Here is a 12578-nt window from a genome sequence, read left to right as displayed (position 1 = left end):
CCAATCATACACTGACCCCTCTCAACTTCCAACATTATTTGGCGACGGTATGGCAATGAATGAAACCTTCATGGTATGATCGCCCGGAAAAATGATCGAACTGCAGAACGTCACGAAAATCTACCCGAACGGCGTCAGGGCCTTGAACAACGTTTCCCTGTCGGTGCCGCGCGGCGACTTCGTGTTTCTCGTCGGCCCGAGCGGCGCCGGCAAGAGCACGTTCCTGCGCCTGCTGTTCCGCGAGGAGCTCCCGACCGAAGGGCACTTGATCATCGACGGCAAAGACGTCTCCGATATGCCCGAGTCGCGCGTCCCGTTTCTCCGGCGAAACATGGGCATCGTCCTCCAGGATTTCCAGCTCCTCCAGCGCCGCACCGTCTCCGAGAACGTCGCCTTCGGCCTTCGCGTGCTCGGCACGCCCGACAACATCATCCAGGCGCGCGTCCAGGAGGCGCTCGAGCAGGTCGGCCTCTCGCACAAGCGGCGCATGTTCCCCGACGAGCTTTCGGGCGGCGAGCAGCAGCGCGTCTGCATCGCGCGCGCCCTCGTCAACAATCCGCTGATCCTGATCACCGACGAGCCGACGGGCAACCTCGACCCGATGATTTCCTACGAGATCATGCAGTTGTTCCTCGAAATCAATTCCCGAGGCACGACGATCATCATGGCGACCCACAACCACAACCTCGTGAACAAGCTGAGAAAGCGCGTCGTGGCGCTGGTCGAGGGGCGCATCATCAAAGACGAACCGGGAGGCACCTATGCCTACGAATGACGTCCCCCGCTCCCGGCGGGAGCGCGCCTGATGCTCGCCTCTCTCTCTTTTTTCCTCACCGAGGCCGTCACCAGTTGCCGGCGTGCCGGCCTGATGACGTTCATCACCGTCTCGACGATCGCCGTGACGCTGCTGCTGATGGGCACCTTCCTCCTCGCCGCCACGACCACCGAAGGCTTTCTGCACCGCCTCCAGCAGGAATCGCTCGTCACCGCCTTTCTCGCCCCTGAAGCGTCCCACGCCGACGTCAACGCTCTCAAGTTGCGCCTCACGGAGTTCGAAGAGGTCGAGCGCGCCGAGATCGTCTGGCCGGAAGCGGCGCTGCGCGAGCTGTTTTCCGACGCGTCCGACCGCGACCTTCTTCAGATCGGCCTGGCAAGCGAATCGAACCCGCTCCCGCCCACCATCCGCATCAAGATGCGGGGCAGTCACGATCTCCAGCCGCTGCTGACCAAGCTGAAAGGCCTTTCCCCCATCGAAAGCGTCAGCTACGGGGAAGACGCCTACCGCCAGTTCCAGGGACTCTCGGAACTGATCTGGCTCGGCAGCATGCTCGTCATCCTGCTCCTCGGTCTTGCGTCACTGTTCATCGTGTACAATACCGTCCGCCTGACGCTCTACATGCGCCGGGAAGAGATCGTCATCATGAAACTCGTCGGCGCCACCAACTGGTTCATCCGATGGCCCTTTGTGATCGAAGGCGTCATCCAGGGAATAGCAGGAGCTATACTTGCGTCGCTGATGCTTTTCCTGAGCTACCAGTTCATTCTCGCCCGGCTGGCCGTGCTCGTGCCGTTTTTCGCCATCCAGGTCGGCTTCGGCTATCTGCTCAAGCTCTCCGTCAAGCTGACGATGATGGGCATCGTTCTCGGCATCTCCGGCAGTCTGCTCTCGTTGCGTGATCTCAACTCTTTCTGCCGCGAACCTTCATGAGCCGCACCACGATCGCAGCGGCCGGAACAGCACTGCTCCTGTTCCTCATCGCCGGACCGGCCCCGGCCGCCGTCACGTTCTCCCCGGAACGTCTCGGAAAAGAGCGGAACCGGATCGAGTCCCTGCGCTCCGAACTCGACTCCGTACGCCTCCAGATCGAGTATCTCGACGTGAAGGTGCGAGACACCCGGGGCCACGTGAGACGCCTCGAGGAAAAAATCAGCCGCCAGCAGGCCCGCATCGCCGAGATCCAGGGAAGCCTCGACTCGATCGCCAGCGAGTCCGCCCGCATCACCACGCAGATCGACGGTCTCAGGAAGGCGATCGACGACGGTCAGCGCCGCATGGGTGACATCCGCCGGAGGTTCCGCGGCAGGCTCGTTCATCTCCACCGGGTCCGCCAGAGCACGCTCTTCTCGAGCATCTTCTCGGCGCGCGACCTCAATGCGTTCATCAGCCGGTATGAGATGGTTCGTCATCTCCTTCAGGGCGACCGGGCGCTTCTGGCCGAACTGAATGCCAGGAGCGAACAACTCGAGCGTGATGCTGCCGCTCTCAGGGACAAACAGGCCCGGCTCGAGGAACTCGCGGCGCAGACGATGAAGAACCGTGAAGCGCTCGTCGTCGAGGGAAGCTCGCTCTCCGCGATGCTGCAGACGCTGCTTCTCGAGCGAAAAGTGTTCCTCGCCCGCCAGAAAAAGCTGAAGAAAAGCCTCGGAGAACTGGAACAGGAAGTCGCGAAAATCGAGACCGAGCGGCTGCAGGATCCGGACTCGGTCGACCGGGCACTCGATGCCCAGCCGCCTTCGCAGCACCTCCGGAAAAGCCGCCCCTCCCCTCCCCCGCCGGCGTTTTCGGCCTCCGGGGCGGCAGTTCCCTCGAACATCGGGAATGACGACGGCGCGACGACCGGCCGATTCCGATGGCCGCTCCGGAATGTCGAAGGGCTCAGTTTCGAGAGCTCCACCGGCGCGGCTCCTCCCGCTCTCGAACTCGTCGTCACGGGGGAAACGGAAGTGCTCGCCTCGGCCCGCGGCAAGGTCCAGTTCAAGGGCCCCGTCGGCCAGTTCGGCAACATCGTCATCATCAGCCACAAGCAAGGCTTCTCGACCGTTTACGGACGGTTGGACGATGTCTGGGTCGGCCTCGGCGAAATCGTCGACGCCGGCGACGTGATCGGTCGGATTTTCGGCGTCAGTCAGAACCGGCTCCATTTCGAGATCCGATTCGCCGGCAAGAACGTCGACCCGCTCGCCCATCTCCCGAAAATCCGTTGACCACCCGGGAATGCCCCGTTCCCGATAGTGGATCGCGTTATTCTCTTTTCCTTCTTGTCCCTCATATGGTAAACTCTCGCAATCCTGTCGTCTTGGCAGGAATGCGTTGTTGCACGGAAATCGAAGGAGTCATCCATGAATCGTTCCTCATCCCGTCACCTGATCGTGGCCGTTCCGCTCATCGCCCTGCTGGTCCTCGTCTTCGCAGGTATGGCCGGGGCGACATCGACCGACATCACCTACTTCAAATCGGTCGACCTGATACGCAAGGTGATGGAGCTCATCAAGTCCGATTACGTCGACGAGAATGTCGACGAGCAGAAGATGATCTACGGCGCGATCGAAGGCATGCTCGGCACGCTGGACGATCCGTACACGCGGTTCATGGAGCCCAAGGCGTTCAAGGAGATGCAGACCGAGACGCAGGGCGAGTTCGGCGGTCTCGGGATCGTCATCACCGTCAAGAACAAGGTGCTGACGGTCATCTCCCCGATTGAAGACACGCCCGCCTTCCGTGCCGGCATCAAGGCCGGCGACATGATCCTCAAGATCGACGGGAAGGACGTCGCCGATATCGCCCTTCACGACGCCGTCAAGCTTCTCCGCGGCCCCGAAGGCACGAAGGTCACCATCAACGTGATCCGCGAAGGCGACAAAGAGGCGAAGGATTACACCCTCATCCGCGAGATCATCAAGATTCCGAGCATCAAGTTCTGGGTCATCAAGCCGAACATCGGCTACATCAGGCTGACGCAGTTCATCCAGACCTCTGCAGAGGATCTCGAGAAGGCGCTGATCGCCCTCGAGAAAGAGAAAGTCTCCTCGATCATTCTCGATCTGCGCAACAATCCGGGCGGTCTGCTGACGGCGGCCGTCGAGGTCGGGCGCAAGTTCATCCCCAAGGGCGATATCGTCTCGATCAAGAGCCGCGACGGCGAAAAAAGCACGTACAGCTCGTTCTTCCAGTCGCATCCCCTCCTACCCCTCGTCGTGCTGATCAACGAAGGTTCCGCCTCGGCTTCCGAGATCGTGGCCGGCGCGATCAAGGACAACAAGCGCGGCCTCCTGATCGGCCGCAAATCGTTCGGCAAGGGTTCGGTGCAGACGGTCATCTCCCTGAACGACGGGTCGGCGATGGCGCTGACGACCGCGCTCTACTACACCCCCTCCGGCGTCAACATCCACAAGAAGGGTATAGAGCCCGATATAGACGTCGAGCTCCCGAAGATATCCGAAGCCGAGCGCGAGGAGATCGCCAAGACCATCGAAGCCGAAGAAAAGCAGCAGAAGACGCCCGCCCAGGCCACGCTGACGGCCGAACTCGCCAGCGGCACCTTCCCGGCGTCTTCCTCCGCTGCGATCGCCACGCCCAGCGGCTTCATCGAGCCCCCGGACAGCCTCTCCAAGGGCAGCATCCAGTATTACGTGATCAATCGGTACGACACGCAGCTTCAGCGGGCCGTCGACGTGCTCAAGTCGACCGAGATCTTCAACGGTCTCAGGCAGTAAACCGGCGCACGCGATGAAGATGTCGGGAAGGCGCGGCGTCACGCTCGTCGAGATCATGGTCGCCAGCACGATCGTCGTGCTGATCGCGGCCGTGACCTTCCCCGTCTACCAGATCATCCAGCAACGCGAGAAGGAGAACCGGCTCAGGCAGATTCTCGACAACGTGCGGGGGGCCATCTACGGTTGTCCCATCGCGCTCGCCAACCGCACCTTCAATCAGGGTTACCGCGTCCATGTTCTCAACAAGCTCGCCAACGCGATCAACAACGCCACCGAAACGCAGGAAACGCGGGACGCGGCTCTCGCCAGCGGCATCAGGTATCTGGTCGATCACGGCCTCGACCTGCCCTTTTCCCCGGCCTCTCTCACCGGAAGAGCCCCGATCGGCGTCACCTTCGACGTCGCGACCGGAACGACCGGAACGGCGACGGTCACGATCGATCGCGTTTTCCTCAGGAACATCCCGCCCCACCCGTTCGTGGGCTGGTATCCCAACGCCCGCTGGGAATTCGTCCCTGCCGTTTACGCCGGCGCCCTGAATTCCAGCGTCCTCACGGCCGCCACCGATTCCGCGACATGGGAAAGCCTCCAGGCGACGGGCGTGAAGAACATCGTTTCCCGCGGAGCCGGCATGGCGATCGACGGCACGAACACGGACGACTGGTGATCCGACATGAAACGACGCGCCGGCCTGACCCTAGTCGAAATGATGATCGTGATCATGATCATCGGCATCGTCTCCTTCGGAGCGGTCCCGTTCGCGGAAGTGGCATTCGTCCGCCTCAAGGAGGCGGAACTCCAGAACAACCTCCAAAAAATACGCACGGCTATATCTCAATGGCGACGCGACTGCGAAGCCGCCGTCATCCGGCAACTCGGCCAGACGGCGATGATCAACATCCCCGACTTCCGCCTCTACCCGCCCAGCATTCTGTCGCTGACGCAGGCGAAGCCGTTTCCGGTCTACGACGTCGCGTCGAACCCGGTGATCACATTCTATCCGCGCCCATATATAGACAGGGTCGACGAAGACCCGTTCATCGGCAACCCCACCTGGCTGGAATGGTATGCCTCCGGCACGGAGGTTTCGCTCGTCAGCAACGGCGTGGTTGCCCAGTCAGGCGGCATCGGCGTCTACGACGTCTCCCCGGCGACCGACACGACGATCCGACGCGGCTTCGTGACCGCCCTCGACGGCACCAACTACGCGGACTGGTAAGACAGCACCCCACAGACCAGGAGGACCCATGAGCAGGATATTGCAGAGCAAGGCCGGCTTCACCCTGATAGAGCTCGTCATGGTCGTACTCATCATCACGATCCTGACGGGCATCGCCGTCCCCTATTACGGCGACTATATCAGGGATGCCCGCCGTTCCACCCTGAAGCAGAATCTCGCGAATTTCCGCAAGGTTTTGAACGATTTCCGGGGCGACCAAGGCCGCGGCCCCTTCCGGGTTCCCGTATACAACAACGGCACGGCGATCGTTTCGAATCCTCGAAGCGCGCTGGATTTCGAACTCATCGCCGGCCCGATTCAGGTGACGCGTTCTGGGAGCGCATACGACGTCGTCCGCCGCACCGGGTTCAAATATCTCCCATCGTTCCCCATCCTCGAGGATCCCGAGACGTCGTCGCGCATCGACTGGAGCTACGGAACGTCGACGATGTTCTTCGTCGATGACGGGCTGCCGGAGGAAGCGGACCGGTTCGATTTCAACAAGGATTTCGCCTTCATCGACAATAACGGCAATGCCTCCTTCGACGGCGAAGCCACCGACACGGTCCAGTTTCTTTTCAACGGGAAAGCCTCGACGGATTACGTCGGCAGCACCGCCAAACCGCTCGATTTCATCGGCGTCACCGCCGTCGACTCGACGGGGATGAAGTATTGATTTTGTTGTCACCGGACAACCGTTTGATGTACCTTTACCCTCGACGTATAATGAGGATCGTCAAAATATCGTCAATCAAGGCGGCCCTGCTGCCGATACAATCAAGGAAGACTTTCTGGAGAAGCCATGTCTGCTGACTTTCTGAAGCGAAAACGAATCGGCGAGATCCTCATCGAGATGCGGGCCATCACGCCCCAGCAGCTCGAAGCCGCCCTCAAGCGCCAGTCGTCCGTCCGGAAGATGGTCGGCGAGATTCTCATCGAGATGCAGGCCCTCACCGAAGAGACGCTCTTCCGCGGCCTTTCCCAGCAGCACGGCATCGAGTTCGTCAATCTCGACACGGTCGATCTCAACCGGGAACTGATCCGCCAGATTCCCGACAACCTGATCAAGACCTACAAGTTCATCCCGCTCAAGAAAGAGCCGAAGTCGTTGACCATCGCCATCTACGATCCGACGAACACGAAGATGTTCGACAGCATCAAGATGGCGACGGGGTACATGTTCATCAAGTGGGTGCTGGCGATGAAGACCCAGATCAACCACATCATCAGCGACGTCATCTACCGCCCGGCGAACGTCCTCGAGAACGTGCCCGTCGACGACCTGCTCCGCGACGTCAAGCTCGAGTTCGGCAAAGAAGACTCGAGCCTTTCTTCCGGCGGCACCCCCATGGGCGATGTCAATCTCGAAGACCTGAAGCGGGAATCCGACCAGACCGCGATCGTCACCCTCGTGAACAAGATCATCCTCGACGCGGTCCGGATGCGAGCATCCGACATCCATATCGAAGCGTTCGAAAACATCGTCCAGGTCCGCTACCGCATCGACGGCATCCTCTACGACATCATGCCGGTCGAGAAGCAGGCGCACCAGGCGATCATCTCGCGCATCAAGATCATGTCGAACCTCGACATCACCGAGCGGTACATGCCGCAGGACGGCAACTTCAAGTTGCGGGTGAAGAACCAGGCGATCGAGTTCCGCGTCGCGATCCTTCCTTCGATCTACGGCCAGAACTGCACGATCCGCATTCTCGACTCGGGGCGCGTCAACCTCGAGTTGAAGAGCCTCGGTTTCCGCGATGAGGAACTCAGGACGTTCGAGTACAACATCGGCCGCCCATGGGGCCTGTGTCTGATCGCCGGTCCGACGGGCTCCGGAAAAACGACCACGCTGTATTCCGGCATTTCGCTGATCAACAGCCGCCAGATCAAGATCGTCACCATCGAAGATCCGGTCGAATTCAAGATCGCCGGCGTCCACCAACTCCAGGTCCATGAGAACAAGGTCGACGAGACGCGCTCGCTCACCTTCGCCAAAGGCCTGCGCGCCGTTCTGCGACTCGACCCGGACGTCATTCTCGTCGGCGAAATCCGCGATTACGAAACGGCGGAAATCACGGTCAAGGCCGCTCTGACAGGCCACATGGTCTTCTCGACGATTCACGCGAACTCGGCCATCGAAACGGTCAACCGCCTCGAGAATATCGGCGTCGACCCGTATCTGTTCGCCTCGGCCCTCACCGTGCTGGTCGGCCAGCGTCTCGTGCGCAAAATCTGCCCGAGCTGCAAGACCGAGATCGAAACGACGCCGTATCTGCTCGCCTCGCTCGGCCTCGATTTCGAGACGTACAAGAACCACAAGTTCTACAAGGGAGCCGGCTGCAAGGCCTGCAACAACAGCGGATTCCGCGACCGCACCGGCATCTTCGAGGTCATCGAGGTGAACGCTGCGCTCAAGGAACTGATCAGTCAGCGCCAGTCCTCCGTCGCACTCCTGAAGCACCTGCGATCGCAGAAGATCCCCACCCTCCAGGATTCCTGCCTCAACAAGGTTCTCGAGGGAGAGGTGCCGATCGAGGAATTCATTTTGGTAAACATGGGATAGGAGCATATGGCGAGAACGCGCGGGCCGGCCTGCAACCTCGTCCTCGATCTGGGAACCTTCCAGATGCGCTTGCTGCGTCTGGATTCCGCCGCACCCGGAGATATCCGGCTGAAGCAGATTTCGACCGTCGATTCCCCTCGCGAGTATGTCGCATCGGCCTTCATCGAGTATCCGATCATGGATGCGCACCCGGTGGAAAACGCGATCAGGAAGCTCATCACATCGTCGAAATCGACCTACGACGATACGCTGGTCCTGATGCCCGACCATTCCTCGCTCCTGAATCTGATGATCGCCCCGCCCCGGTTTTCGAAAAAGGAACTGGAGGAGTCGATCCGGGAAGATTTTGCCCCGATCATGCCCCTTCCCATCGAGAACTGGTATATCGTCCACCAGACCATCGGCCCCTGGGAGGAAGACGAGATCACGCTCGCCGTCGCGACGATCAAGAACAACCTCCTCGAAGCCGGCGGCATCGTCCAGCGGGCCGGCCTCAATCCGCAGACGATCGACATCAACGTTCTCAACGTCGCGAACCTGATCGATCATTACCTGACCGCCAGCGAGAATCGCGGCAAGAACATCTCCCTCGTCCATCTCGGAAACGAGACGACGTCGATCGCCGTCTTCCGCGACGGCCAGCTCCGCACCCTCGTGAACCGGCCGATCGGGGCGTATGACTTCACCAAGCAGATCGGAAAGCATTTCCACGTCCCCGACACCGAGGCCGAGCAGTTCAAGCGAAACGAGATATTCTTCCTGCCCGAGTTTTCGCCGGAGCAGGAGAACCTGTACAACTACACGGTCATCAAGAGCGTCTTCGCCGTGCTGATCCGTGAAATATTCTCAGCTATGGAATCCTTCCTGACGAAATTTCGCGAGTTCACGATCCAGGAAGTCATCATCTCAGGGGGCGGCGCGAATTATCAGAACCTTCCCGTGATGCTCGCATCGAACCTGAATACCAGCATCCGCTACGTCGCGGACCTCTATTCGCTCCAGATCGCCGGCAGGCCGGCGGACATCGCCGAGCGCAACGAGCTGGCCGCCGCCTGCGGCGCGTTCCTGCGGGAGTAAGCAGATGAAATTCCAGATAGACCTGCTGCCGAAAGAATACAAGAGCCTCCCGTCCGACTATACGGGTTTTATACTTGCCGCTATAGCCATCATCGGCTGTCTTTCCTGGACGATCTCCTCCTACATGAAAAACACCTCGGACCAACTGAAGATGCAAACCAAGGTCGATGCGGCCATGAAAGAGCTCCGCGAGCTGAACCAGAAGATCGGCGAGCTCCAGCCTCCCATCGCCGAGATCACCGCCCTCAAGAGCAGCATCGAGTTCATCAACCGGAATCTCGACACGCCCGGCACCTCCTGGGTCGATTTCCTGTATGCCTTCGAGTCCACGGTACCGGAACGCATCTTCGTCTCCGACATCAACCCGAAGGATTTCACGGGCAAGAGCGGCCTGAACTTCACCGTCAACGGCGAAGGAGCAACCGTCTACGACGTGCTCGAATACGTGAACGCCCTCCAGAAGTCCGAAAAATTCACGAACGTCAATCTCAAGCAGAACTCGACCCGAAGCATCGAAAACGGCACCGTCACGTCCTTCGTGCTGAGTTTCACCTACAACCCCTCAGGAAAGAAGTGACGGAATGAACGGTCGAACGGTCCCCGGAGGAACAGAGTGAAAACGCGTCTGCGCTCGATTCTCGAGAGGGTTATCAGCTACGGTCTCGTCGCGGCCGCCGCGTTCGGGCTCTTCTATTTCCAGACGACCATCGACAGACGCCAGAAAAGTGTCATCCAGGCAAAAGACGCCGAACTGAAGCAGTATCTCAGCCAGATCGAGGCGGGCAAGAAAGACCTGGTGTCGCGCGAAGCCCAGCTCGAGCAGATCAGGAAGCAGATCGCCGACCGCCGCCTCGAGATCAAGAACAAGTTCGAGAGCTCTCTCGACAAAGCCGCCAACTACACGCTCTTCATCGAGCAGGTCCAGCGGAAGGCGAAAGCCCTCGACGTCATCATCCGCAACTCCACCTACAACCCGCCGGCCCCCTCTCCGGGCGCGCCCTCGAATTATCTCGAGTTCAAGTTCACCGTCGATCTCACGGCGTCCTATGAGAAAATGAAACACTTCCTCTGGGAAATGGAAAACACCCTGGGCCGCATGGTCAAGATCAGCCAGATGACCCTTCAGCCGCCGATCGTCGACAGCGAGGGAACGATGCGGCTGACCCTGACGTTGTCCACCTTCTTCCTCCCGTGAGCGGAGCGCGCTAGATGAACATCCAGGCCATCCAGGAATACTGCAAGAAGAACAAGGCCGTCGCGATCGGCGTTCCCGTCATCATCGGCCTCCTTCTCTTCGACAACCTGATCCTGAAGCCAAGTCGCAACAAAGACAAGCAGCAGGCCGCGGCGACCTCCACGGCCCTGCCCGCAGCGACCGCAGACATCAAGGCCTCCCCCGCGGAAGAGCCGATCAAGCCGCCGCCGCCCCTCGTCACGCCGACGATCCCTGCCATCGATCCCCGCGTCGAGGCGCGCCTGCAGGCGCAGGTCTCGTTCCCATACGGCCCGAGTCGGAACGTGTTCGGCCGTCCGCAGAAAGAGAGCGGCCCCGTCACCATCGCGCCCGCCGTCGTGCTGGGTCGTCCCGACATCGACTACCACGGTTTCTTCACGATGGGAATGCTGAAAGTGGCCATCATCAAGGCCGCCGGCCGCATCACCCTCGCTCGTCTCGACTCGAAAATTCCCGACACGCCGTTCATCCTCAAGGAAATCCACATGGACAGGGTCGTTCTGATCGACACCGAGAACGACAACATTCCGTTCGACGAATACCTCACCGACCCGCAATCCTCCTCCGGAAAGAACGTAACCACCTCGATCTCAAAACTCCGGGCATCCGGCTCGACGCCCTGAACGACAAGGCGACATCATGGACTACCAGACCCTCAAGATGCTCTTCCACGACCGCGACAAGATGGTGCGGCTCTTCTGCCTGCGAACCGCCCTGCGTGACAATCTGCCGCAGATCGGCGAGTTTCTGCGCGAGGGTCTGCGCGACGAGCGGCCGGAGATCGTCGCAGCCTCGTTGAAAGGCGTCAGGCGCGTCGCCGATCCCGAACTGGTCGGCATGGCACTGACCTATCTCGAATCGCCGAACACGATGCTCAGGGCAGAGGCCCTGGCCTCGCTCGAAGGGAAGTCGAGTCCGGCCGTCCGCAACGCCCTGTGCGAATTTCTGCGCCGCGAGGATGACACGAACCTGCTCGCCACGGCGATCAAGATCGTCGGCACGTTCCGCTCCGCCGAATACATGCCTATCCTCAAGGCGTTCCTGACCTATGAGGACGAGCGCGTTCGCGCCAATGCAGTCGAATCTCTCGGCCAGATCGACAATCCCGAGATCGTCGAGATCATGAAGGCCCTCTCGTCCGACCGCAACAACCGCGTGCGGGCCAACGCGATTCAGGCCCTCTGGGAGCGGGGCATCAAGTTCGGCCTCAACACGCTTCCCGAGGAACTCCGCTCGCCCAACGCCCGGAAGCGCGCTTCCGTCGCGTATATCCTCGGCGTCATCAAGGACGAGCGCTCGCTCGATCTCCTCATCGGCCTCCTCGGCGACATCTCGCCCACCGTCCGGAACCGGGCCGTGCTGAGTCTCGGCCTGATCGGCTCGACGCGCGCCATCAGCCATCTGCTGAACGCCTGGAGCAAGGAAGAGGAGTCCAAGATCCGCGATGCGATCATCACGACCTGCCTCTCCATCAACCCTGAACTCACGATGTCCCGCCTCTCCGAGCGCTACGCCCAGGAAGAGGACTCCAGACACCGGGCCACGCTCATCCGCTCTCTCGGTCTGATCAAGAACCCCCGCACCGTCACCCTTCTCGCCAAGGCCCTGAGGGACGCGGACGGCCGCGTTCGGTCGAACGCCGTCGAAGCCCTCGCCGCACAGAACGATCCGGAGCTCATCGAGCTGATGTATCCGATGCTGAATGATTCGCATAACCGCGTCAGAAGCAGCGCCGCCGCCTCTCTCTGGAAACTCGGCGGCATGGGCGCCATCGTCACGCTCAAGCAGATGTTGCGATCCTCTCACAAGCAGATGCGCGCGTCCGCCGCGTGGGCGCTCGGGGAAATCGGAGCCCTCCAGTTTTCGGACGTCCTCCAAGATCTGAGCAACGACGCCGACCCCGACGTGCGTAAATGGGCTCTCAAGGCACTGGCAAAAGTAGCGAAAATCGCCTAGACTATCTGGCGGTGACACGGCTATCGGAGGGA

Annotated in this window: 13 protein-coding genes; all 13 read left to right on the top strand. The window is 60.5% G+C overall.

Annotation, left to right across the window (positions count from 1 at the left end; translation table 11 throughout):
* Nucleotides 1-91 precede the first annotated feature (91 nt).
* On the top strand, nt 92-775 hold the full coding sequence (ftsE, locus tag PLU72_07080) for a cell division ATP-binding protein FtsE (protein ID HOT27935.1): 684 nt from the start codon (nt 92-94) through the stop codon (nt 773-775).
* A 30-nt stretch (nt 776-805) separates the two neighbouring features.
* On the top strand, nt 806-1708 hold the full coding sequence (locus tag PLU72_07075; GenBank protein HOT27934.1) for a permease-like cell division protein FtsX: 903 nt from the start codon (nt 806-808) through the stop codon (nt 1706-1708).
* Nucleotides 1705-2985 carry a peptidoglycan DD-metalloendopeptidase family protein gene (locus PLU72_07070; protein ID HOT27933.1) on the top strand — a complete coding sequence of 427 codons (1281 nt, stop codon included), beginning with the start codon at nt 1705-1707 and terminating at the stop codon, nt 2983-2985. The genes PLU72_07075 and PLU72_07070 overlap by 4 nt, the downstream gene beginning before the upstream one ends.
* Nucleotides 2986-3120: 135 nt before the next feature.
* Nucleotides 3121-4494, top strand: coding sequence for a S41 family peptidase (locus PLU72_07065; protein HOT27932.1), 1374 nt, complete (start codon nt 3121-3123; stop codon nt 4492-4494).
* Between the two features lie 13 nt (nt 4495-4507).
* On the top strand, nt 4508-5161 hold the full coding sequence (locus PLU72_07060; GenBank protein ID HOT27931.1) for a type II secretion system protein: 654 nt from the start codon (nt 4508-4510) through the stop codon (nt 5159-5161).
* Between the two features lie 6 nt (nt 5162-5167).
* Nucleotides 5168-5713 carry a prepilin-type N-terminal cleavage/methylation domain-containing protein gene (locus PLU72_07055; GenBank protein ID HOT27930.1) on the top strand — a complete coding sequence of 182 codons (546 nt, stop codon included), beginning with the start codon at nt 5168-5170 and terminating at the stop codon, nt 5711-5713.
* Nucleotides 5714-5741: 28 nt separating this feature from the next.
* Nucleotides 5742-6389, top strand: a complete 648-nt coding sequence (locus tag PLU72_07050) for a prepilin-type N-terminal cleavage/methylation domain-containing protein (GenBank protein HOT27929.1) — start codon at nt 5742-5744, stop codon at nt 6387-6389.
* A 126-nt stretch (nt 6390-6515) separates the two neighbouring features.
* Nucleotides 6516-8279, top strand: a complete 1764-nt coding sequence (locus PLU72_07045) for an ATPase, T2SS/T4P/T4SS family (protein HOT27928.1) — start codon at nt 6516-6518, stop codon at nt 8277-8279.
* A gap of 6 nt (nt 8280-8285) precedes the next feature.
* Nucleotides 8286-9356 (top strand): pilus assembly protein PilM, encoded by a 1071-nt coding sequence (pilM, locus tag PLU72_07040; protein ID HOT27927.1) that lies wholly within the window; start codon nt 8286-8288, stop codon nt 9354-9356.
* A 4-nt stretch (nt 9357-9360) separates the two neighbouring features.
* Nucleotides 9361-9933 (top strand): PilN domain-containing protein, encoded by a 573-nt coding sequence (locus PLU72_07035; protein HOT27926.1) that lies wholly within the window; start codon nt 9361-9363, stop codon nt 9931-9933.
* Between the two features lie 36 nt (nt 9934-9969).
* Nucleotides 9970-10551: a hypothetical protein gene (locus PLU72_07030; GenBank protein ID HOT27925.1), complete on the top strand. Its 582-nt coding sequence runs from the start codon at nt 9970-9972 to the stop codon at nt 10549-10551.
* Nucleotides 10552-10565: 14 nt separating this feature from the next.
* Entirely contained in the window at nt 10566-11213 is a 648-nt protein-coding gene (locus PLU72_07025) for a hypothetical protein (GenBank protein HOT27924.1), read from the top strand.
* A gap of 16 nt (nt 11214-11229) precedes the next feature.
* Nucleotides 11230-12546: a HEAT repeat domain-containing protein gene (locus PLU72_07020; GenBank protein HOT27923.1), complete on the top strand. Its 1317-nt coding sequence runs from the start codon at nt 11230-11232 to the stop codon at nt 12544-12546.
* Nucleotides 12547-12578: the final 32 nt, after the last annotated feature.

This window comes from Candidatus Ozemobacteraceae bacterium, assembly GCA_035373905.1.
Lineage (GTDB): Bacteria > Muiribacteriota > Ozemobacteria > Ozemobacterales > Ozemobacteraceae > MWAR01.
This window is presented reverse-complemented; position numbering and strand designations above follow the sequence as displayed.